This is a genomic window from Pseudomonas sp. RIT-562 (assembly GCF_026241895.1).
GTDB lineage: Bacteria > Pseudomonadota > Gammaproteobacteria > Pseudomonadales > Pseudomonadaceae > Aquipseudomonas > Aquipseudomonas mandelii_F.
Window position 1 is genome coordinate 1 of record NZ_JAPJIV010000026.1, and the last position, 23229, is coordinate 23229.

The 23229-nt window shown below is 63.3% G+C and carries 17 protein-coding genes; 8 read left to right on the forward strand and 9 right to left on the reverse strand.

The annotated features are described in order from the left end of the window. Positions 1-231: 231 nt before the first annotated feature. Entirely contained in the window at positions 232-1131 is a 900-nt protein-coding gene (locus ORL50_RS24725; RefSeq protein WP_266018883.1) for a LysR family transcriptional regulator, read from the reverse strand. 202 nt (positions 1132-1333) lie between these two features. Between ORL50_RS24725 and ORL50_RS24730 the strand changes: the two genes are divergently transcribed. Both ORL50_RS24730 and ORL50_RS24735 read left to right on the forward strand, forming a co-directional pair. Beyond that, positions 1334-2353, forward strand: a complete 1020-nt coding sequence (locus ORL50_RS24730; RefSeq protein ID WP_266018884.1) for an alpha/beta hydrolase — start codon at positions 1334-1336, stop codon at positions 2351-2353. Between the two features lie 238 nt (positions 2354-2591). Further along, a complete protein-coding gene (locus tag ORL50_RS24735) occupies positions 2592-4025 on the forward strand; it encodes a mechanosensitive ion channel family protein (RefSeq protein WP_266018885.1) in 1434 nt (477 codons plus the stop codon). 124 nt (positions 4026-4149) lie between these two features. Here ORL50_RS24735 and ycaC read toward each other — a convergent pair whose 3' ends face one another. The 4 genes from ycaC to ORL50_RS24755 all read right to left on the reverse strand — a co-directional run bounded on the left by ycaC (position 4150) and on the right by ORL50_RS24755 (position 8488). Next, positions 4150-4776, reverse strand: coding sequence for an isochorismate family cysteine hydrolase YcaC (gene ycaC / locus ORL50_RS24740; protein WP_266018887.1), 627 nt, complete (start codon positions 4774-4776; stop codon positions 4150-4152). A 67-nt stretch (positions 4777-4843) separates the two neighbouring features. After that, the gene (locus ORL50_RS24745; RefSeq protein ID WP_266018888.1) at positions 4844-6682 is read right to left on the reverse strand and encodes an amidohydrolase; all 1839 of its coding nucleotides are present in this window, start codon (positions 6680-6682) and stop codon (positions 4844-4846) included. Beyond that, positions 6679-7302: an antibiotic biosynthesis monooxygenase gene (locus ORL50_RS24750; protein ID WP_266018889.1), complete on the reverse strand. Its 624-nt coding sequence runs from the start codon at positions 7300-7302 to the stop codon at positions 6679-6681. Before ORL50_RS24750 ends, ORL50_RS24745 begins: the two co-directional genes overlap by 4 nt. 265 nt (positions 7303-7567) lie before the next feature. After that, positions 7568-8488, reverse strand: a complete 921-nt coding sequence (locus tag ORL50_RS24755; RefSeq protein WP_266018890.1) for a LysR substrate-binding domain-containing protein — start codon at positions 8486-8488, stop codon at positions 7568-7570. 145 nt (positions 8489-8633) lie between these two features. Here ORL50_RS24755 and ORL50_RS24760 point away from each other — a divergent pair, with 145 nt between their 5' ends. Both ORL50_RS24760 and ORL50_RS24765 read left to right on the forward strand, forming a co-directional pair. Continuing rightward, positions 8634-9065 carry a helix-turn-helix domain-containing protein gene (locus tag ORL50_RS24760; RefSeq protein ID WP_266018891.1) on the forward strand — a complete coding sequence of 144 codons (432 nt, stop codon included), beginning with the start codon at positions 8634-8636 and terminating at the stop codon, positions 9063-9065. A 424-nt stretch (positions 9066-9489) separates the two neighbouring features. After that, complete coding sequence (locus ORL50_RS24765; RefSeq protein WP_266018892.1) at positions 9490-12288, forward strand: ATP-binding protein; 2799 nt, start codon at positions 9490-9492, stop codon at positions 12286-12288. Here the strand turns inward: ORL50_RS24765 and ORL50_RS24770 are convergent. Beyond that, positions 12262-13737 (reverse strand): ATP-binding protein, encoded by a 1476-nt coding sequence (locus tag ORL50_RS24770; RefSeq protein WP_266018893.1) that lies wholly within the window; start codon positions 13735-13737, stop codon positions 12262-12264. The two genes, ORL50_RS24765 and ORL50_RS24770, sit on opposite strands and share 27 nt — an antisense overlap. A 146-nt stretch (positions 13738-13883) precedes the next feature. Continuing rightward, positions 13884-14834: a GlxA family transcriptional regulator gene (locus ORL50_RS24775; RefSeq protein WP_266018894.1), complete on the reverse strand. Its 951-nt coding sequence runs from the start codon at positions 14832-14834 to the stop codon at positions 13884-13886. Between the two features lie 199 nt (positions 14835-15033). Between ORL50_RS24775 and ORL50_RS24780 the strand changes: the two genes are divergently transcribed. Continuing rightward, complete coding sequence (locus ORL50_RS24780; RefSeq protein ID WP_266018895.1) at positions 15034-15756, forward strand: pirin family protein; 723 nt, start codon at positions 15034-15036, stop codon at positions 15754-15756. A gap of 186 nt (positions 15757-15942) precedes the next feature. Here the strand turns inward: ORL50_RS24780 and ORL50_RS24785 are convergent, their stop codons facing one another. Continuing rightward, positions 15943-16818 (reverse strand): LysR family transcriptional regulator, encoded by an 876-nt coding sequence (locus tag ORL50_RS24785; RefSeq protein WP_266018896.1) that lies wholly within the window; start codon positions 16816-16818, stop codon positions 15943-15945. Between the two features lie 115 nt (positions 16819-16933). Between ORL50_RS24785 and ORL50_RS24790 the strand changes: the two genes are divergently transcribed. The 3 genes from ORL50_RS24790 to ORL50_RS24800 all read left to right on the forward strand — a co-directional run bounded on the left by ORL50_RS24790 (position 16934) and on the right by ORL50_RS24800 (position 21370). Continuing rightward, positions 16934-18316, forward strand: a complete 1383-nt coding sequence (locus ORL50_RS24790) for a YbfB/YjiJ family MFS transporter (RefSeq protein ID WP_266018897.1) — start codon at positions 16934-16936, stop codon at positions 18314-18316. Between the two features lie 711 nt (positions 18317-19027). Then, on the forward strand, positions 19028-20026 hold the full coding sequence (locus ORL50_RS24795; protein WP_266018899.1) for an NAD(P)H-quinone oxidoreductase: 999 nt from the start codon (positions 19028-19030) through the stop codon (positions 20024-20026). Between the two features lie 387 nt (positions 20027-20413). Next, positions 20414-21370: an alpha/beta hydrolase gene (locus ORL50_RS24800; RefSeq protein WP_266018900.1), complete on the forward strand. Its 957-nt coding sequence runs from the start codon at positions 20414-20416 to the stop codon at positions 21368-21370. 3 nt (positions 21371-21373) lie between these two features. Here ORL50_RS24800 and ORL50_RS24805 read toward each other — a convergent pair whose 3' ends face one another. Continuing rightward, on the reverse strand, positions 21374-23188 hold the full coding sequence (locus tag ORL50_RS24805) for an ABC transporter ATP-binding protein (RefSeq protein WP_266018902.1): 1815 nt from the start codon (positions 23186-23188) through the stop codon (positions 21374-21376). Positions 23189-23229 lie beyond the last annotated feature (41 nt).

Genomic DNA, 23229 nt, shown 5'->3' on the forward strand with positions numbered 1-23229 from the left:
GCGTTCATCGCTCAGGCGAAGTCGGTGACGATCACGGCGTGCACGTCGGCGGCGAACCAGGTGATGACAAAAGGTCCTGACTAGCAACTACCCTGTAGGAGCCTGGCTTGCCAGCGATGCCGCCCGCAAGATCGCCATCGCCGGCAAGCCGGGCTCCTACGGATTTGTGGCAAACCCCAATCCCCCATACACCCCGACCATTTTGGGGGCGCTTCCTCAGCATCGTGGATCTCAGGCCGGCGGCCCTTCAGCCCCCTCCAACCGCTCGCGCAAAAACTCGATCAACGCCTGCACCGGCCTCGAACCCTGGCGATGCTGCGGGTACACCGCCGACAACAGCAACGGCTCAGGCCGGAACTCATCCAGCACCGGCACCAGCCTGCCCTCTTTTAATGCCGCTCCCACGATGAAAGTCGGTAGATAGGTGATGCCCATCCCGGCAACCGCCGCATCCCTGAGCAACTCGCCGTTGTTGACCCGCATGCGCCCGGTAACCTGGACGGCCAAAGGCTTGCCCACACCCTCGAAGCGCCATTGCACCTGGCGGCCGTGGCCGTATGGCAGGCAATCATGCACATGCAGGTCTTCCGGTTTGCGCGGCGTGCCGCGCTCGGCCAGGTACTCAGGGCTGGCGCAATACACGCGCTGGATTGCGGCGATGCGCCGGGCGATCAGCGTCGAGTCTTCCAGGATCCCGATGCGCAACGCCAGGTCGTAACCCTCGCTGAGCAAGTCCACCGGCCGGTCGCTCAGGTCCACCTCCACCGTGACGTCCCGGTAGCGCTGCAGGAATAGCGGCAGCAAGCACCCCAGGTGTGCCAGGGCGAAAGACAACGGCGCACTCACGCGGATGGTGCCGCGCGGCTCCGTGGTCTGGCCGGCGATGCCCTGCTCCACCTGTTCGACTTCACCGAGCAGGCGCAGGGCCGACTCGTAGTAACTCTGCCCCAGGGGCGTGACGTCCAGGCGCCGGGTCGAGCGGTTGAGCAGCCGTACGCCCAGGCGCTCTTCCAGTTGCATCAACCGACGGCTGACGAACTGCTTGGACAGCCCCAACTGATCGGCCGCAGCAGTGAAGCTGCCGGAGTCCATGACCTGGCAGAAAATCCGCATATCTTCAAAAGGGTTCATTGTCACTTCCTGGTTGACAGTCAAACACTTTATAGCCGCTTTTTCCCTTCCTGACACCCTATTAATCTATGTTCACACCAGACATGTAGGAGCTGCTGGCGGCTGCGATCTTTTGACTCAAGGTCGTGCAACACCAGATCAAAAGATCGCAGCCTTCGGCAGCTCCTACGGACCGCATCTCCCAACGAAAAGGAATTATTTGATGAACATCGTCACCAAGACCCTGACCGCTTCTCTCCTCGCCCTCGCTGTCGGTAACGCCTTCGCGGCGGGCAGCCCAGGTGTTGAGCACAACACCCAGGCATTTCTCGAAGCCCTCGCGGCAGGTGGTGGCAAACCGCTTGAGCAGTTGAGCCCCAAGGATGCACGGGCGGTCCTGACCGGAGCGCAGAACTCGGTGAAGGTCGACTTGTCGGGCGTCGCGGTCAGCGACCGGGCCATCAAGGTCGATGGGCAGACCATCAACCTGAAGATCGTGCGTCCGGCCAAGGTTAAAGGTGAGTTGCCGGTGTTCATGTTCTTCCACGGTGGCGGTTGGGTCCTGGGGGATTATCCGACTCACCAGCGACTGATCCGTGACCTGGTGGTGGGCTCCGGCGCCGTTGCGGTGTATGTCGACTACACGCCGTCCCCGGAAGCGCACTACCCGACTGCGATCAATCAGGCCTACGCTGCGACCCGTTGGGTCGCCGAGCACGGCAAGGAGATCGGCGTCGATGGCAAGCGCCTCGCCGTGGCGGGCAACAGCGTCGGCGGCAACATGGCGGCGGTCGTCGCCTTGATGGCCAAGGAACAGCAAACCCCGGCCCTGCGCTTCCAGTTGCTGATGTGGCCGGTGACCAACGCCGCCTTCGACAGCGGTTCATACCAGCAATTTGCCGAGGGCCACTTCCTGACCAAGGGCATGATGAACTGGTTCTGGGACAGCTACACCACCAACCCCACCGAGCGCGCGCAGATCCACGCCTCGCCATTGCAGGCCAGCGCCGAACAGCTCAAGGGTTTGCCCGCCGCACTGGTCCAGACCGCCGAGTTCGACGTGCTGCGCGACGAAGGTGAAGCCTACGCCCGTCACCTGGACGCGGCCGGGGTGCCGGTCACGGCGGTGCGCTACAACGGGATGATCCATGACTTCGGGCTGCTGAACCCGCTCAGCCAGATTCCGGAGGTACAGGCGGCAGTACGGCAGGCGGCGCTGGAATTGAAGACTCATTTGAATTGAGGATGCGCCACCTGCGCTTTTCGTAGGAGTCCGGCTTGCCGGCGATAGCGGTCTGGAATACGCCATCGCCGGCAAGCCGGGCTCCTACGGATTTGTGGCAATCCCTATCCCGCATACACCCCAATCCCTGTAGGAGCCTGGCTTGCCAGCGATGACGTCCTAGAAATCGCCATCGCCGGCAAGCCGGGCTCCTACGAAAGCGGTTTTGCGTTATCAGTCCAGCCATCCGGAGTTCTCCATGTCTTTTGTCCTCGCCCACCTGCTGTCGTTGAGCGCCTTGCTGCTGGTGATCGACACCCTGCTCTGGCACCTCGCGCCGTTCCAGCATCGCGTGGTTCGTGTCGCTGTGCGCCTGGGGTTGTTCCTGGGGTTCAGCGCGCTGATCATCAACGCTGGCGTCAGCCCGTTGCAGGCGCCGCAGTTTGCCGACGATCGCGTGACGCAGTTGGGCGCGACGGCGCTGGGGATTCTCTGGTGGCTGTATGCGGCGCGAGTACTCACCGAGGTTATTGGCCTGGTCCTGGTGCGGCGCATCGGGCACAGCGGCCGGTTGCTGCAGGACGTGATTGGCGCCCTGGTGTTCCTGATCGCCATCGTCGCTGCGGCGGGCTACGTGCTGGAGCTGCCGGTCAAAGGTTTGCTGGCGACCTCCGGGGTGGTGGCGATCGTCGTCGGCCTGGCGTTGCAAAGCACGTTGAGCGACGTGTTCTCCGGGATCGTGCTCAACACCACCAAGCCTTATCAGGTGGATGACTGGATCATGATCGACGGAGTCGAAGGCAAGGTCCTCGACATCGACTGGCGCGCCACGCATATGTTGACCAGTGCCGGCAGTACGGCGGTGGTGCCGAACTCGGTGGCGGCCAAGGCAAAAATCGTCAACCTGAGTCGGCCGAGCAACATGCACGGTGTATCGATCAGCATCCAGGTGCCCAATCACATCCGTCCGCGCCGCGTGCTGGATGCCCTGGATCGCACCCTGCAAGGCAGCTGCAGCCTGCTGCTCAATCCGGCGCCGAAAGCCGTGCTCAAGGAAGCCGGGGAAACCATGTCGGAGTACGTGGCCAGCGGCTTCATTGCCGAGCTGGGCAAGAAGAGTGAAGTGCGCAACCAGTTGTTTGACCTGGCGCATCGGCACCTGGAAGCGGCCGGGATTTCCCGCCACCCCGACGGCGTCATCGAACCCACCACCCGCGCCCGTGCATTGCTGGATGAAGTCAAAGTATTCCGCTCCCTGAGTGAAGAGGAACGCGACGCAATGGCTCGCTCGATGGTTGCGCAGCAATACGCTGCAGGCCAGGTGGTGCTGGAATTGGGCGATGTGCCGGATAGCCTGATGGTGATCGCCACCGGAGTGGTCAGCGCCAGCGTGCCTGATGGTGCCGGGCAAACCGAAGCTGGGCGCATGGGCCCGAGCGAGGTGATGGGCGAGCAGAGCATTCTCACGGATACACCGTCCCAGGCCACGTTTACCACGTTGACCTCGTGCATCATTTACCGCATCGACAAGTCCCTGGCCCGCCAGTGCATGGAGGAGCGTGTGGAAGTGGGTCGGGCGTTGAATAAACTGCAGGCGGTGCGGCAGCAGAACAGTCGATTGGCGCTGATGGCCAAGCCGCTGCCGATGAAGAAAGGTGGGTTTTTGGGCTGGCTGCAAAAACGTCAAAGCTGAAGCAAGACATTGTGGGAGCGGGCTTGCTCGCGAAGGCGCCGGCACAGACACTTCATGAGTGACTGATCCAGCGCTTTCGCGAGCAAGCCCGCTCCCACAGGTTATGGGTGTTGGCCGGAAAGGCTTATTTCGAGCTCAGCACCGAGTAGCTGTTCATCAGGTTGCGATAGTTTGGAATACGCGGCGACAGCAGGTTGGCCAGGCCTTCCATGTCGTTGCGCCAGTCGCCCTGCAGCTCGCAGGCCACCGAGAACCAGTTGACCAGCTGCGCGCCAGCCGCAGCCATGCGCGCCCAGGCGGCTTGTTGCACGGTTTCGTTGAAGGTGCCGGATGCATCGGTCACCACAAACACTTCGAAGCCTTCAGCCAGCGCCGAGAGCGTCGGGAAGGTCACGCAGACGTCGGTCACGACGCCGGCGATGATCAGTTGCTTGCGCCCGGTGGCCTTGACCGCCTTGACGAAATCTTCGTTGTCCCAGGCGTTGATCTGGCCAGGGCGAGGAATGTACGGCGCGTCCGGGAACTGCTCCTTGAGCTCCGGAACCATCGGGCCGTTAGGACCGTTTTCGAAGCTGGTGGTGAGGATGGTCGGCAGTTTGAAGAACTTGGCCACGTCGCCCAGGGCCAGCACGTTGTTCTTGAATTCGTTCGGCGAGAAATCCTGGACCAGCGAGATCAGGCCGGTCTGGTGGTCGACCAGCAGCACCACGGCTTCATCTTTGTTCAGGCGCTTGTACGGAACATTGCTCATGTGAAACTCCTCGTTGGATGGGTATTACGTGCCGCGCCGACCTGGGGCCGGCGCGATCGGAAAGTGCTCAGAAAGCGAAACACGAGCAGCCAAAGGCGCCCCAGAAACCGGCAAAATCACTGACCGGCGCGTTCGACAAGCGCGCTCGATCGTGGCTGTGGGCATGCACGCCGCAAGGCCCGCTGCAATGATGGACCTGGGCCTGGACCGTTGAAGTCGGGCGCCAGTGGCCGGGGACTTTCACCACCGGTGACCAGTCCGGCAGTACCGGCACGCTGGCCGGCCCGAGTTTTTCGAAGTCACCGGCGGCATACACCACCTTGCCACCGACCACGGTCAACACCGACTCGATCCACTTGATGGCTTCTTCATCGACGTTGAAAAAATCTGCGCTCAGGGCGGCCAGGTCGGCTTGCTGACCGACCTTGATCATGCCTTTCTTGCCCTGTTCGGAGGAGAACCAGGCGCTGCCGTGGGTGAACAGTTCCAGCGCGGTCTGCCGCGAGAGCCCTTCGCTGTGCAGCTCCAGGCCACCGACGGTGCGACCGCTGACCATCCAGTACAGGGAAGTCCACGGGTTGTAGCTGGACACCCGCGTGGCATCGGTGCCAGCGCCGACCGGCACGCCTTCGGCCAGCATGCGCTTGATCGGCGGCGTGGCCTCGGCCGCCTTGGCGCCGTAACGCTCGACGAAATACTCGCCCTGGAACGCCATGCGATCCTGGATCGCGATACCACCGCCCAGCGCCCTCACCCGCTCGATGTTGTGCGGGGTGATCGTTTCAGCGTGATCGAAGAACCACGGCAAGCCGTTGAACGGGATGTCGCGGTTGACCTTCTCGAACACGTCGAGCATGCGGCTGATGGATTCGTTGTAGGTGGCGTGCAGGCGGAACGGCCAGCGTTGCTCGACGAGGTGGCGCACCACCGGTTCGAGTTCATCTTCCATGGTCTGCGGCAGGTCCGGACGCGGTTCGAGGAAGTCTTCGAAATCCGCCGCCGAGAACACCAGCATCTCCCCGGCGCCGTTGTGCCGCAGGAAGTCGTCGCCCTGGTGCAGGGTCACGCTGCTGGTCCAGTTCTTGAAGTCGCTGAGCTCTTCCTTGGGCTTCTGGGTGAACAGGTTGTAGGCGATGCGAATGGTCAACTGCTGGTCCTTGGCCAGCTGCTCGATCACTTCATAGTCGTCCGGGTAATTCTGGAAACCGCCACCGGCATCGATCGCGCTGGTCAGGCCCAGGCGATTGAGCTCGCGCATGAACTGGCGGGTCGAGTTGACCTGATACTCCAGCGGCAACTTCGGCCCCTTGGCCAGGGTCGAGTACAGAATCATCGCGTTGGGACGTGCCACCAGCATGCCGGTCGGCTCGCCGTTGGCATCCCGGACAATCTCGCCGCCTGGCGGGTTCGGGGTGTTACGGGTGTAGCCCGCCACTCGCAGGGCGGCACGGTTGAGCAAGGCGCGGTCGTACAGGTGCAGCACGAACACCGGGGTATCCGGCGCGGCCTGGTTGAGTTCTTCCAGGGTCGGCATGCGCTTCTCGGCGAACTGGAATTCGTTCCAGCCACCCACCACCCGCACCCATTGCGGGGTCGGCGTACGGTCGGCCTGTTCCTTGAGCATGCGCAGGGCATCGGCCACCGACGGCACGCCCTCCCAGCGCAGCTCGAGGTTGTAGTTCAGGCCGCCACGGATCAGGTGCAGGTGCGAGTCGTTGAGCCCCGGTATGACGCAGCGGCCCTTGAGGTCGATGACCTGGGTATGCGCACCGCGCAGGGCCATGGCCTGGGCATCGGTGCCGACGGCGATGAAACGGCCTTCGCTGACGGCCACCGCACTGGCGCGCGGGTTCTCCCGGTCGACGGTATGAAATTGGCCGTTGAACAGAATCAGATCGGCGTTCATTGGTTTTCCTTGGGCTCAGAAGTGTGAGACAGCCAGGGCGCGAACAGGCGCGTCGCCATCGGCATGAACAGGTACACCACCGAAACCACGATGGTGAGGGTGATCAGGAACGTTGCCACCACGTAATTGGAGAGCAAGGCGTTGAGCTGCAGCAGCGGCCCCCAGAGCAATGGCACCAGCAAGGTGTGCGGCAGAATCACCAGCAACGTCACTACAGCCTGCTTCCAGCGCGGTGGAGGCGCCGCTTCAGCTTGCGGTGCAAACCAGAATTCGTTGACCGGATTGACTTCGGTCTGGTCGCCGTCGGCGAGCATCGGCGTGGCTTCGTTGACCAGCGCCAGCCGTTGCGGCGAATCGAGCCAGCGCTGCATGGCGTCCGTGGAGCAGAACCGCAGCACGCAGGTGTACAGGTCGAGGCCGGCGTTTTTGCCGCGTATCACATCCACGCCCAAGTGCCCATCCTGCTGCCCGGCGATGCTGACGATGTTGCGCAACCAGGCTTCATAGGGCGCTTCGAAACCGGCCTTGACCCGGTGCTTGATCACCAGGGTCACGACCTCTTCGAAGCCGCGCGCGGGAGTGTGGGATGGGGTGGGTTGTGCCTGGCGCGGATCGTTCATGGACTACCTGCAGGTGGGGAAAACTGCCGGCAGCGCAGTGCCGGGACCTGAAGGTAATAGTGCCGGGAGAATTGGCGAGGGAATTGGATGTATGTGCTGTTCTGGTTTCCTGGGCTTGGCTGGAGATTGCTATCGCGAGCAGGCTCACTCCTACAGGGGATTTGTGGCGGGCGCGGGATATCTGCACCACCCAGGTCAACTGTAGGAGTGAGCCTGCTCGCGATAGCGGTGGGTCAGGCTGCCTTCGCTCCCACAGAGAGAGTGTTTATGCCTCGATGGGCAGTGGCCGCCCCATGAAGTCGCTGATCCGCGAGCGCAACCAGCGTTCTGCCGGGTCGTTGTCGTGCACCCCGCTCCAGGCCATGGAAAGCTGCGCCGCCTCGATCGGGAATGGCGGGTCTTCAGCGCGCAGGGCGCAGCCTTCGACCAGTGCGCAGGCCGCGTAATCCGGCACGGTCGCAATCATCTCGGTGCCGGCCAGCAAGGCGCGCAGGCCACTGAACTGGGGCACGCCCAGGACCACCCGACGATTGCGCCCGATCTTCGCCAGGTCGAGGTCGATGTTGCCACTCAGGTCACCGGAAAACGAGACCATGGCATGGGGCCTTTCGCAGTATTCATCCAGGGTCAGCGTGCCTGGGCGCTTGTCGCCGCGCAGCACCTTGCAGGGAATGTCGCGCAGGGTCTTGCGCTTGGCATTGGCGGGCAGGTCCGTGGTGTAGCTGACCCCGACCGAGATTTCGCCGGAGGCCAGCAGCGCCGGCATCAACAGGTAATTCGCCCGCCGTACCACGACGATGATCCCCGGTGCTTCCTCGCGCAGTTGCGTCAGCAGTGGCGGGAACAAGCCGAACTCGGCGTCGTCCGACAGGCCGATGCGAAACACATCGCAGCTGGTCGCCGGGTCGAACTCCTTGGCCCGGCTGACCGCACCGGAGATGGTGTCCATCGCCGGCTGCAGCTCCTTGAGAATCGCCAGTGCCCGGGCGGTGGGTTCCATGCCCCGGCCATTGCGCAACAGCAACGGATCGTCGAACAGGTCGCGCAATCTGCCCAGTGCCGCACTGACTGCCGGTTGGCCCATGAACAGTTTTTCTGCGACGCGAGTCAGGTTCTTTTCGAACATCAAGGCTTCGAAAATCACCAGCAGGTTCATGTCGACTCGGCGCAGATCGTTACGGTTCATTGGGCACGGTTCCCTGGTGAGTGAGCTCGCGATTGTGGCTGATTTTTCTCCGGGACGCCCGGAGTAAACACTCAATTAACAACGTTTAACTCGCCAGCCAGAGCCTCCCGCCGAAGAATGCGCTATACCGACCCGGACATTGCCCATGGCTCAATCTCAGCAAACAATCGCCTGCGCGACCGTCACCGAATCGCGCAAGAAGAACACCGGCGGCCTGACCCCATGGCGTGAAAGCCTGGCCAAGCAGTTGATCCTCGACCGCTTGAGCGAGACGGTCGAAGTCGCCGACCTGGCGCGCGCATGCGCCCTCTCCCGCAGTCATTTCTCCCGCGCGTTCAAGTGCAGCACCGGGCTGTCGCCCCAGGACTGGATTCGCCAGCAACGCCTCGCTCGCGCCAAGCAGCTGATCCAGACTACCGACCTCACACTGACGCAAATCAGCCTGGAGTGCGGCTTCTGCGACCAGGCACATTTTTGCCATATCTTCACCCGCAGCGAAGGCATCAACCCATTCGCGTGGCGCTGCCGCACGGTGCGTTCATTGCCCGCTGTTCCGCAGCTCAGGGCGTCGGCGTAACAGCTGACGCGCTGCAAGGCTGCGTTGCCCTTGTAGCAGCTGTCGAGCCTGCGAGGCTGCGTTCGGCTGCGCAGCAGTCGTCAATCCTGCACACGCGGTATTCCTGAAACACCGCATTCTCAGGTTTTGCGACTGCTGCGCAGCCGAACGCAGCCTCGCAGGCTCGACAGCTGCTACATACATCGGGCAAAGCAGCCTCGCAGGCTCGACAGCTGCTACAACGGAAATCGCCGTGCACCACCGAGGTCGGGATGTCGAACTTTGGCCTCAGAGTGTCCGGCCCGGACCACGATGGCGACGAGTTAAACGTTGTTAATTGTGCGCCTTCCAGCAGACTCGCCCAACGCCCCGTTGCGTTGCCGGGCAAACCTCGGGAATATGCTCGCAAACCGCGTACCAGACGTACGCAAGCAGGAGTGAGCGCGTGACCCTTTCCCCCGAACAGGCCATCCATTTCGGCCCCTATCGGATCTACCCCGAACGTCGCCTGGTGCTGGAGGGCAACCAACCGCTGCGGCTCGGCCGGCGCGCCCTGGATATCCTGCTGATCCTGCTGGAACACGCCGGCAATGTGGTCAGCAAGCAGACGTTGATCGCCGGGGTGTGGCCCGACAGCGTGGTGGAAGACATCAACCTGCGAGTGCATATGGCGGCGCTGCGCAAGGCCCTGGGCGATGGCCAGGCCGGGCAGCGCTACATCGTCACGGTTGCGCAGCGCGGCTACAGTTTTGTCGCGCCCTATTCGATGGCGCCGTTCGAGCAACAGCCGGCGCCTGAAGAAGTCGAACGCAGCCGGCACAACCTGCCCGTGCGACGCACTCGTCTGATCGGGCGCCAGGTGGTGGTCGATCGCCTGGTGACGCAACTCTCGCGCCAGCGCTTTATCACCCTGGTCGGTCCCGGGGGGATCGGCAAGACCACTGTCGCCCTGCGCGTCGCCGAGCAACTGATCGGCCACTACCGCGACGGCATTCGCCTGCTGGACCTGGCGCCGATCAACGATCCGACGATGATCGCCGCGCACCTGGCCACCCTCCTCGACCTTTCCGTGCACAACGGTGAGCCGACGGACAGCCTGGTGGACTTCCTGCGCGAGCGGCAGATGCTCCTGGTCATCGACAACTGCGAGCACCTGGTCGATGCCATTGCCCTGCTCTGCGAGAGCCTCCTGCGCGGTGCCCCGTACGTGCACATCCTGGCCACCAGCCGCGAGGGCCTGCGAGCCGAGGGTGAGTTCGTGCAACGCCTGGAACCGCTGGACTGGCCGCCACCCGACGCGGTGCTGGATCGCAACCAGGCGCTGAGCTTTTCCGCGCTGCAACTGTTCGTCGAACGGGCCATGGCCAGCCAGGACACCTTCGAACTGCACGACACGCAATTGCCCGAACTGGTCGATATCTGCCAGCGCCTCGACGGCATTCCGCTGGCCATTGAACTGGCGGCGGCGCAGGTTGGCCGCTTTGGCTTGAGCACTTTGCTGGCCCAACTGCAGAGCAGCTTTCGCCTGCTGACCCAGGACAGTCATCTGACCCTGGCCCGCCATCAGACTTTGCGCGCCACCCTGGACTGGAGCTTTGCACTGTTAAGCCCCTGCGAGCAGGTGTGCTTGCGCCGACTCGGGGTGTTTCGCGGTGGCTTCACCCTGGAGTCCGCGGCTGCGGTGATCGTCGGCGAACATATCGAGCCCGGTGAGGTGTTTGCCTCGATCACGCAACTGGTCGCCAAGTCGCTGCTCAATGTGGAAGTCGGCGACGAAGAAGTGTTTTACCGCCTGCTCGACCTGACCCGCGGCTATGCCCTGGAAAAACTCGAACAGGCCGGCGATCTGCTGGACACCCGCGCCCGGCACGGCGCACGGTGCCTGGCCCTGATGCAGCAGGCACGGACTGACTGGGAAGTGATTTCGACTGGCCGCTGGATCGAGCGTTATGCCCGCAGCCTGGCGGACATCCGCTGCGCCCTCGATTGGGGTTTGCACGCCGCCGGCCCCCAAGCACTGGCGGTCACCCTGGCCGCGGCTTCCACGCCGCTGTGGCAGGAGCTGTCGCTGCTCAAGGAACACGGCGCCTACGTGCGCAAGGCGCTGGCATTGCTCGACGCAGATCCGCAGCCTTGCCCGCAACTGAGGATAAGCCTCAACCTCGCACTCGGCAGCGCCTGCTACCACACCCAGGGCGGCACCGATGAGACCATCGCCGCGTTCGTCAGCGCCATGTCCCTGGCCAGGGCGCGCAACGATGTCGCCGGCGAACTGCGCGCGGTGTCGGGGTACATGGCGGTCAACCTCAGTTGTGGCAATTATCAGAGCGCGCTGGAACAGAGCCAGCAATTCGAGCGCCTCGGCCGCCACGGTGACCCGCTGCTGGACTTGAGCGCGCACCGCCTGCGGGTGCTCGCCCTGCACTTCGTGGGCAATCAGCGCATGGCGCGGGTGAACGCCGAACAGGTGCTGCAGCGCATGACCCAGAGTGGCCACCTCAACCGCTTCACTCACGGCTTCGGCGTGCAATACGATCAGAGCGTGGCGGCGCTGACCATTCTGGCGCGCATCCTCTGGGTCCAGGGTCAGCCCGAACAAGCCTGGCGCACGGCTCGACAGGCGCTGGACGTCGCGCTGCAGATCAACCATGGCACGTCCATCTGCTACACCCTGGCGCTCGCCGGCTGCCTGATCGCGCACTACAACGGCGATTCCTCCAGCGCCCGCGAACTGTTGCACATGCTGCTGCAGCAAGCGCAGAAGCACTCGGTGCTGCTGTTCTATAACTGGGCGCGCGAGTACGCGCAGGTGATCGACCCCGACTCAGTGCCGACTGGCGCGCCAGCGGGTTCAGGGTTGATCAGGGAGATCATGCTCACGCTGGATGCCGGGCGGGTTGATGAAGCGCTGGTGTTGCGGGCCGAGAGCGGGATGGCCGGTTGGTGTACGGCGGAAATCGTCCGTGCCAGGGCTGTTGCCTTGCTGGCGGGCAATGATTCAGACGAAGCGGCGCGGGATGCCGAGGCGCTGCTGGTCAGGGCGCTGAATGTGGCGAGAAACCAGGGCGCCCTGGCCTGGGAATTGCGCAGTGCTACCGCCCTGGCGCAACTCTGGCAGCGTCAGGGCCGATTCCTGCAAGCGCAGCAATTGCTCGCGCCAGTCTATGCGCACTTCACCGAAGGTTTCGCCACGCCGGACCTGCACCAGGCGCGGCGTCTACTCGACGACCTCCAGCGCCCGTGACATACGCCGGGCGCCACTGATGTGATGGGCATGGCGCACCTCGAACACTCGCAGGCAACCGCTGTGCGCAAGCTTCTCCAGCGCATAGCTGCGAGTGGTGTGCAGGAAGCGATAACGCACGCAGCCGTTGGCCTGTTCCAGCGACAGTAGCGACTTGGCCACCAGCCGTTCCAGCAACGCCAACAGTTGCGCGGGTCGCAGCACCGCGCAACTGATTACGCCGATGGCCGCATCCAGGGTGAATGACATCTTGAACACGGCCAGGCGCTGCAGCACAGTCTGCTCGCGGTTGCTGAGCTTGTCGTAACTCCAGTCCAGCGCCGCCTTGAGGGTTTGATGGCGCGGCACCGCTGTACGCCGGCCCTGGGTCAACAGCTCAAAACAATTGTCGAGCTGGGCCTGCAATCCCACCAACGCCAGGGCGTCGATCTGCGCCGCCGCGAGCTCAATGGCCAGGGGCAAACCATCCAGGCGCCGACAGATTTCACGCACGGCCTTGAGGTCCTGTTCGCGCAGGGTAAAACCTTGTTGGCGGGCCCGTGCCCGGCTGACAAACAACTGCACCGCCGAATAACTCATCACCTGCTCGACGCTGTGCAGCGCCGACGCTGGCGGTACGACCAATGGCGACACGCGCTGGACAGTCTCGCCTGCGGCCTGCAGGGGTTCGCGACTGGTCACCAGAATCGATAGTCGCGGTGCGGCCTGCAGCAGCTGTTCGACCAGGCGAGCACAGCGCTCGAGTACATGCTCGCAATTATCCAGCACCAGCAAGGCATGTTGCGGCGCCAACTCAGCGAGGTTCGTGCCGGCCGCAAGGCCAAGGCTGCACTGAACATGCTCGACCACTCGCGCTGGATCATCGATGGTCGCGAAGTCCACCCGCCACACGCCGTCCCGATAGTGCTGCAACAGCAGTTCGGCAACCCGCAGCGCGACGGTGGTTTTGCCAACGCCACCGGGGCCGACCAGGGTCATCTGGCGCCTGACCGGCAACTGCCGCACCAGGCTGCCGACCACTGAATCCCGACCGGTCACCGGGGTCAGTCGGGCGGGCAAGTTGTGCTGGGGTGGCAGGGAAGTTTCAACGGCGACTAGCGTGCTCGCCGGCACCTGCACCACTGGCGCGACAAAGCTGTAGCCCTGCTGGGGCACATTGATGATGTAGCGCTGGCCGTTCTGCCCATCGCCCAAAGCGCGGCGCAGGGCAGCAATGTGCACCCGCAGGTTGATCTCCTCGACCACCGAAGTTGGCCACACCTGCGCGATCAGTTGGTCCTTGCCGACCACCCTGCCCGCCTGCTCGACCAGCACCTGCAGGATGTCCAGGGCCCGCCCGCCCATGCGCAACGCCCGCTCACCGTCGAGGATCAGGCGTTGTTGCAGGTGAAAGGCGAAGGGGCCGAAGCGCAGCACCGTGTCGCTGTGTAAATCTGTGAGGCTATTCATGCAGTTCACGTGCTGAAAGCCGACATGCGGATTCCAGCGCCTCCATTGCAATTAGTTCTCATCCATCTTGGCAGGCATTGGTGACAGCACAACTGCGGCGGTGGGAGTGTCACGGCCATCTGGGTGCGCAGGACGGACAATCAGCCTCAGCTGAACTGTTCGCGATACTGAGTGGGAGTCAGGCCAAGCTTTTCATTGAACAGAAATCGCATGTGGCGCACGCTGCCGAAGCCGCTTTTGAAGGCGATGGTCTTGAGTGGCAAGTCACTGGTTTCCAACAGATTTCTCGCGTGATCGATGCGCGCGCGCTGGAGGAATTCCATGGGCGTCATGCCGACTTCCCGGGCGAACACCCTGGCGAAATGCCGCGGACTCATGGCCGCCTGGCTGGCCATGCAATCGATGCTGAATGGCTGGTCGAGGTGTTCCAGCACGTGGTTCTGCAGACGGGTGATGGCCGTTTCCTGCGGCGCCACGGCGGCCGTCAGCGGACTGAATTGCGCCTGGCCACCCTGGCGTTTCATGACCACCAGCAGCACCTTGGCCACGTCCTGGGCGACTTTCTTGCCGTGGTCGGCGGCGACCACCGACAGCGCCAGGTCGATACCGGCCGTGACGCCACCGGAGGTGATCAGGTTGCGGTCCTGTACGTAGATCTGATCGGTCTCGACAGTCGCCTTGGGAAAACCCTTGATCAGCCGCTCGGTGTAGTGCCAGTGAGTGGTCACCCGATAGCCGTCGAGCAGGCCCGCATGACCGAGCACAAAAGCACCAGTACAGATCGAGCCATACTGCCCGGCCCTGGCCGTCGCCGCCGGCAACCAGGCGAGCAACGATGGGTGCCGTTCGTTGTAGGCGCCCGGGCCGCCGGGGACCAGCAGCAGGTCATAACTGTCAGCGGCCTGCTCAATGTGCAGATCGGCGCTGAGGCTGACGCCGTTGGAAGCGCGCAGCGGGCCGGGCTCGGTGCCGATAGTGGTGAGTACGTAGGCGTGCTCGGCTGCCAGGTACCGGTTGGCGATGGAAAACACCTCCATGGGGCCGGCCATGTCGAGCAGGAGGAAATCGGGGAACAGCACCATTGCCACGGTTTTCATGGGATCAGTATCAATGAGGTCATGTGGGCATTATGACCAAATACAGGTCGGATGTCGGGCGGGAAAACGTGATCGGCCGCACATTACTGTCAACCTGAACGCGACAGTATTTCAATTTCCATCTACTTATTGCATCAGCCAGTAACCATTAACCTTCTCCTCACTCGGACGAATCACCGTCCCCCCAGGAGAATTCATCATGCTGACCCTTCGCAAAGCCACTGATCGCGGCATGGCCAATCACGGTTGGTTGAAGTCGTTCCATACCTTTTCGTTCGCCAACTACCGCAACCCGAAAGAGCAGGGTTTTTCCGACCTGCTGGTGATCAACGATGACCGCGTGGCGGCCGGCAAAGGCTTTGGCCAGCACCCGCACCGCGACATGGAAATTTTCTCCTATGTGCTCGAAGGCGCACTGGAGCACAAGGACACCCTGGGCACCGGCTCGGTGATCCGTCCTGGGGATGTACAGTTGATGAGTGCGGGCAACGGCGTTGCACACAGCGAATACAACCACTCAAGCACTCGCCCGGTGCACTTCCTGCAAATCTGGATCGTGCCCGATGTGGCCGGCGCAAAGCCGCGTTATCAGCAGGAGCATTTCAGCACCCAGAAAAAACGCGGGCGCCTGCAGTTGATCATTTCGCCGGACGGCAGCCACGGCTCGCTGAAGGTGCGCCAGGATGCGCGGGTGTATGCGGCACTGATCGACGGCAAGGAAAGCGCCACCCTGGAGCTGGCAGCCAACCGCTATGCCTATGTGCATGTGGCGAGCGGCAGCGTCGAGCTCAATGGTGTGCAGTTGCAGGAAGGCGATGGAGTGCGGGTGCGTAACGAGCAGGTGTTGACGTTGACCAATGGCGTGGATGCCGAGGTGCTGGTGTTTGATTTGCGCCCGCAAGAGTTGCCGGAAATGCCGTAAGGGCTTGCGCGACTTCGCTCTCGATAACATTCGATGCCCGTGTAGCAGCTGGCGAAGCCTGCGTTCGAGGGCGAAGCCGTCGCTGGATGCCACGACGCGGAGGTTCAGGCACACCGCATCGGATGGATTTGCGACGGCTTCGCCCTCGAACGCAGGCTTCGCCAGCTGCTACATGGGTAGATTTGGTTAGTGAGTGCTCGTGGAAAACCCTGCGACTATTTCGTCGATCACCGCGCGGACTCGCGCGGTGTGTCGCAGGTCGGCGTGGGTCACCAGCCACACGTCGTACGGCAATGGCCGAGTGCGCTCGGGCCACAGGCGCACAAGCCCGTCCCTCTCCCCCATGTACAGCGGAATTTCCCCCAGGCCGATCCCCGCAGCGATGGATCGGCGCACCAGCAAGCTGGAGCTCAGGCTCGAGACAATGCGCCCGCGACTCAATGGTTCTGAAACCAGGGTCATGTCTTTGTTGCCCTGCAGGTACGGTTGATACACCACCAAGTCATGCCCTTCGAACGCCGAGCCCGGCTCCGGCAGCCCGCGGCGGTCGATATAGCTTTGCGCGGCGAACAGCCCCACCGGCCAGCGGGCGATACGGCGGGCGATCAAGTCGGGGTTATCCGGCCGGGTATTGCGCACCGCGATGTCTGCTTCACGCCGCGACAGGCTGAGGATTTGCGTCGAGGCATCCAGTTGCACCCGCACGTCCGGGTGCTGCTGGTGCAAACGGGCGATGGCGGGAATCAGGAAATCGATGGCCAGGGAATCGGTGGTGCTGACCCGCACGATGCCGGTCAGGCGGTCATCCAGGCCCTGGATCTGCCGCTCGAGCTCCAGTGCCCCTTGCTCCATCTTCCCCACCGCCTTCAGCGCGGCCTCACCGACGGCTGTCAGCGCGTAACCTTCCGAGGTGCGCAGGAACAGCGTCGCACTCAAGGATTTCTCCAGCGCCGTAATGCGCCGCCCAACCGTGGCCTGATCGACCCCCAGAACCCGCGCCGCGCCCCTGAGCGTGGACTCGCGGCACACCGCCAGAAAAACCCGCGCATCATCCCAATTCACGATAACCCATCCTCTAGCGATGCATATATGCATCACAGTAACGCAAAAACGCTGCGTTATTGCATCAATAAATCACGCTAGCCTGAGGGCCTGAAAAACCTCCAGGACATTTCCCATGCACGACGCCTCGACCAACCCACGCAGCGCCATCTGGCTGCCGATCTTCGCCGGACTCTGCGCCAGCCTGGTCAGCATCGGCCTCGCGCGGTTCGCCTACACGCCGTTGATCCCCTCGCTGATTCAGGCCCACTGGTTCTCCGCCAGCGACGTGGTGTACCTGGGCGCTGCCAACCTGGTCGGGTATCTGATCGGCGCCTTGATTGGCCGACCGCTGGCGCAGCGGACGTCGAACACCTGCGCCCTGCGGCTGATGATGGTCGCGGTGACCCTGGCCTTTTTCGCGTGCGGCTTTCCGTTGTCGGTCGCCTGGTTCTTCGGCTGGCGCTTGCTGTCGGGCATTGCCGGCGGCGCAATCATGGTGCTGGTGGCATCGACTGTGTTGCCTCACGTGCCGGCAGCCCGCAGAGGCGTGGCAAGCGGCGCGATCTTCCTGGGTATCGGCCTGGGTATCGCGGGCTCCGGGACTATTGTTCCACCCCTTTTGAGCCTGGGCTTGCAGCAAACCTGGTTCGGCCTTGGTGCGCTGGCCCTGGCGCTGACAGCGGCCAGCTGGTTCGGCTGGCCGCCAGAAGTACAGGCTGATGCAGTGGTTGCGCCAACAGCACAGGCAAAAACTCCGACTGATCCGGGCGTCTACCTGCTGTTCGCGCAATATGCCTTCATGGCGGCCGGGCTGGTCCCAGCCATGGTGTTCCTGGTGGACTACGTGGCCCGCGGGCTGGGCGCCGGCGCGCACGTCGGGGCGCTGATCTGGGTGATGTACGGCGTGGGCGCGATCATCGGGCCGGTGAGCTATGGATTTCTCGCCGACCGATTGGGCGCAAAGTCGAGCATTCGCCTGGTGCTGGTAGTGCAAGCGCTCGCCGTCGGCCTGTTGGCGATCAGCAGTTCCTTCAGCGCGCTGGCGGTGTTGGCGCTGATACTAGGCTCTTTCCCGCCAGGCATTGTGCCGCTGGCTCTGGCGCGAGTGCACGAACTGGTGCCCAATCATCACCAGCAGCAGGTGGCCTGGAGCCGGGCAACGGTGTCGTTTGCGACGTTTCAGGCGATTGCCGGGTTTGCTTATTCGGCGTTGTTCAACCTCAGCGGTGGGCAGCATGCGCTGTTGTTCGAGATTGCTGCGGGGGCCATTGTGGTTGCGTTGGTGCTGGAGGTTTTTAACCTCAAAAGATCGCAGCCTCGTTTCACGAGTCAGCTCCTACAGGCCGGCGCCAGCCCGGAGGATGTACACAACCAGAAAAGCGCAGCGCGCCGGCTTGATGCCTTGGTCGGCCCGAAGGCCGCCACGGCCCGGTTGTTGATCGCGGACGCCCCATTAACCACGCTGGCCGAACGCAGGTATTGCGTAGCGGGTAAACCGGCAAGGATGCCGGTTTAGCCGCGCTGGGCCAGGGACGGCCCATCGCGGCGACCCGCTGCGCAATGCCGGAGTGAGGGCACACCGAGCCTAGGCGAGGTGCCGAGTGGAGGGGCAAGAGCGTTTTGGTTACTTTTGCGCTCTATCAAAAGTGACCCGCCGTAAGGGCGGAACCATAAGCAGCCGTGACCGCAGCAAAGGATATGTACGCAAAGCAAGATCAAAAGATCGCAGCCTCGTTTCACTCGACAGCTCCTACAGGCCGGCGCCAGCCCGGAGGATGTACACAACCAGAAAAGCGCAGCGCGCCGGCTTGATGCCTTGGTCGGCCCGAAGGCCGCCACGGCCCGGTTGTTGATCGCGGACGCCCCATTAACCACGCTGGCCGAACGCAGGTATTGAGCAGCGGGTAAACCGGCAAGGATGCCGGTTTAGCCGCGCTGGGCCAGGGACGGCCCATCGCGGCGACCCGCGGAGCAATGCCGGAGTGAGGGCACACCGAGCCTAGGCGAGGTGCCGAGTGGAGGGGCAAGAGCGTTTTGGTTACTTTTGCGCTCTATCAAAAGTGACCCGCCGTAAGGGCGGAACCATAATCAGCCGTGACCGCAGCAACGGATATGTACACAAGGCAAGATCAAAAGATCGCAGCCTCGTTTCACTCGACAGCTCCTACAGTAAAACGATGAAAATTACGGTCCCATCTCTTACATCCTTTGAATACAGGCCACCGACATGACCCTGCCACAAACCATGACCTTGATCGAAATCACCCAACCTGGCGGCCCCGAGGTCTTGCAGCCGCGCCAGGAACCACTGCCCACCGCAGCCGCCGGCGAAGTGCTGATCCGCGTGCACGCCGCCGGGGTCAACCGCCCCGACGTGATTCAACGCACCGGCAAGTACCCGATGAAGCCTGGCATGAGCCCGATTCCCGGCCTGGAAGTGGCCGGTGAGGTGGTCGCGATCGGCGCGGGTGTCAATGAATTCATCGTTGGTGACCGGGTTTGCGCGCTGACCAATGGCGGCGGCTATGCACAATACTGCGTGGCGCCGGCCAGCCAGACCCTGCCGATTCCCGACGGCATGGACTGGATTCACGCGGCCGCCGTCCCGGAAACGTTCTTCACGGTGTGGGCCAACCTGTTTGACATCGGAGGCGCCAGCAAGGGCCAGCGCGCACTGGTTCATGGCGGTACCAGCGGGATCGGCACCACCGCCCTGATGTTGTGCCGCGAGTTCGGGGTCAAGGCGTTCGCCACCGCGGGCAGCGAGGACAAGTGCGCGGCGATTCGCCAGTTGGGCGCCGAAGCGATCAACTATCGCGACCAGGATTTTGTCCAGGTCATTCAAGACAAGACTGCTGGCAAAGGCGTGAATGTGATTCTCGACATCATGGGCGGCTCGTACCTGAACCAGAACATCGCAGCGCTGGGCATGGACGGTCGCCTGGTCATGCTGGGGTTCCTGGGCGGCGCAAAAGCCAATGAAGTCGACCTGATGGCGATCCTCGGCAAGCGCGCAACCATCACCGGTTCGCTGATGCGCTCGCGTACCCGGGAGGAAAAAGCCTCGATTGCCGAACAGCTGCGCGAGTACGTCTGGCCGGTGCTGGCCGCCGGGCGCTGCGTGCCAATGATCGACAAGGTGTTTGCCCTGGCCGAGGCATCCCAGGCGCATGCGCGGATGGAAGCTGGCGATCACATCGGCAAGATCGTGCTGCAGGTGGATTGAAATAAAGAGCCTGTAGCAGCTGCCGAGGCACGAAGGCTGCGTTGCGTGTCCGCAGGACCGCCCTCGGGGGGCCGCTGCGCAGCCCAACGCAGCCTTCGTGCCTCGGCAGCTGCTACGGGGATTTCGGTGGGGTCAGGATGGAAGCGGGCGATCACATCGGCAGGATCGTGTTGCAGGTGGATTGAAATGAAGAGCCTGCGTTGCGTGTCCGCAGGACCGCCCTCGGGGGCCGCTGCGCAGCCCAACGCAGCCTTCGTGCCTCGGCACCTGCTACGGGGAATTCGGCGGGGTCGGGATTGGTTGGGGTCAGCTGTCGATATTTTTCCCGCCTGCGCCGCGCATCTGTTAAAACCCGAACTTCAGTTTTTCCGATGGTGAATCACCGCTATGCGCTCTTCCCTCCTCCCCCTGCTGCGTCGCCGCTGGCTATCGCTGCTGTGCATGGCTGCGCTGATTGTCGGCCTGCCGGTGAGTTGCGGGGTGCTGGAACACAAGGAGCGCGAGCTGCTGTTTCGCATCGAGCCGGGGACTGCCGGCTGGTATCGGGGCCTGCCCAAGGACGTCCAGGAATTTGACATCAAGCCCTCTGGATTCAAGGCCGGGCAATCCCTGCACGCCTGGTGGTGGCCGGCGGCGCGCCGTGATGCGCCGTCAATCCTGTACCTGCACGGGGTGCGCTGGAACCTGACTGGCCAGGCCTTTCGCATCGAGCAATTGCGCGCAATGGGCTATTCGGTGCTCGCCATCGACTACCGCGGCTTTGGCCAGAGCAAGGGCGACCTGCCGTCCGAGGCCAGCGTCTACGAAGACGCGCGTGCCGCCTGGGAGCGCTTCACGGCGATGCAGCCCGACGCCAGCAAGCGCCTGATCTATGGACATTCCCTGGGCGGCGCGGTGGCGATTGACCTGGCGGCCGACCTCGCGGCCCAGGCGAAAAACAACCACGCCCCGGTGCCGGTGCGCGGCCTGGTGATCGAGTCCACCTTCACCTCGCTGGGCGATGCAGTGGCCCAGGTGGCCAATAACAATCTGCCAGTCAAATGGCTGCCGGTACGCTGGCTGCTGTCGCAGAAATTCGCTTCGATCGACAAGATCGTCGACATCGACATGCCCTTGCTGGTGGTCCATGGCCTGGCCGATCCGTTCATGCCGTCGCGCTTCAGCCAGCAGCTGTTCAACGCCGCCAATGAACCCAAGCGCCTGCTCCTGGTGCCGGGTGGAACGCACAACAACAGCATGAGCCTGGGCGGTGCGCAGTACCGCCAGGCGCTGGAAAACCTGATGCAAGCCAAGCCGCCGCAGATGGCCGGGCCTGCCCTCACCCGGACCGCGCACGACTCCTGAAGGCTAGCGGTAACCCTGGGCCTGCAGGTGGAACAGCTGCGCATAACGCCCATTGGCCGCCACCAGGCTGGCGTGATCGCCCCGTTCGAGAATCCGCCCCTGTTCGAGCACGATGATGTGGTCGGCATTGCGCACGCTGGAAAACCGGTGGGAGATCAGCAGGGTCATGCGCCCTGCGGTGTGTTCGCTGAAGTGTTCGAACACCGCCGCTTCCGCTGCCGGGTCGAGTGCCGAGGTCGGCTCGTCGAGAATCAGGATATCGGCGTCGCGGCGCATGTAGGCACGGGACAAGGCAATCTTCTGCCATTGCCCGCCCGACAGCTCCTGCCCACCGGCAAACCAGCGACCCAGTTGAGTCGCGTAACCGCGGTCCAGCTGCTCGATGAACGGTGCGGCCATGCCTTCACTGGCAGCGGCCTGCCAACGCTGTTCATCGTTGAACGCCCGGGTATCACCCACGCCGATATTTTCCCCGACGGTGAACTGGTAGCGGATGTAGTCCTGGAAAATCACCCCAATGCGCTGCCGCAACGCCGCTTCTTCCCACGCTTGCAGGTCGCTGCCGTCGAGCAGGATACGCCCCTGGTCGGGACGATACAGGCGAGTCAGCAGTTTGATCAGGGTGGTCTTGCCCGAGCCGTTTTCCCCAACCAGCGCGACGCTGTGACCCGGCACCAGGTGCAGGTCGATACCTTCCAGGGCCGCGCGACTCGCCCCGGGATAGCGAAAGCCGACGTTCTCGAAGCGCAGGCCATCGCCCGGCACCGCGCCTACGGTCAGATGACCACTGTCGGCGACTACCGGTTCGCCCAGGTATTCGTACAGGCTCGACAGGTAGAGGCCATCTTCATACAGGCCACTGATGGCGCTGAGGCTGCTGCTCACCGCTGATTGCCCCTGCTTGAACAGCACCAGGTACATGGTCATCTGGCCCAGGGTGATGCTGCCGTGAACGGTATCGACCACCACCCAGGCGTACGCCAGGTAAAACGCGCCCGTGCCCAGCAACCCGAGGACAAAACCCCAGCCGTCGCGGCGCAGGGTCAGGCGTCGGTCCTCGGCGTAGAGACGGGCGAAGGTGTCGCGATAGCGCTGCAACAGCAGCGGCGCGAAGCCGAACAGCTTGACCTCCTTGATGTAGGCCTCGTGGGACAGCAGGGTCTCGATGTAATTTTGCTGCCGGCTTTCCGGCGCGCGCCGGGTGAACAGGCGGAACGCATCGCCGGAAAAATGCGCCTCGGCGAAGAACACCGGCAACGCCCCCACCACCAGCAACGCCAGGGCCCAGGGCGAAAAATGCACCAGCAGCACGCCGAAGCTGATCAGCATGATCAGGTTCTGGATCAGCCCCAGCGACTTCATCACCAGCGCCAGCGGCCGGGTCGACGCCTCGCGCCGCACGCGCACCAGCTTGTCGTAGAACTCGGAGTTTTCGAACTGCACCAGGGACAGGGTCTGGGCTTTCTCCAGGATCATCGTGTTGACCTTCTGTCCCAACTGCACCCGCAGCAGCGACTGCTGGACCGACAGCGCGCGCTGGGCCGCAGACAACAAGGCGAGCACCCCCGCCTCGAACAGCACGTAACGCACCACTGGCCACAACGGTGCACTGCCCTGCTGCGCGTGCAACTGCATGGCGAACACCACCGCATCGACAATGCGCTGGCCCAGCCAGGCGGCCAGTGCCGGCAGCATGCCGGCAATCAGGGTGGCGATCACCAGGCCGATGAACAGCGCGCGGGAAGTGCCCCAGACCAGAAGCAAGGCGCGTCGGGCCTGGTCGAGCAAGGAGGTGACGCGATTCAGGGCGACTGGCATGCGGTACTGGACCCGGCGGAGTAATGGCGTGAGTGCGCCAT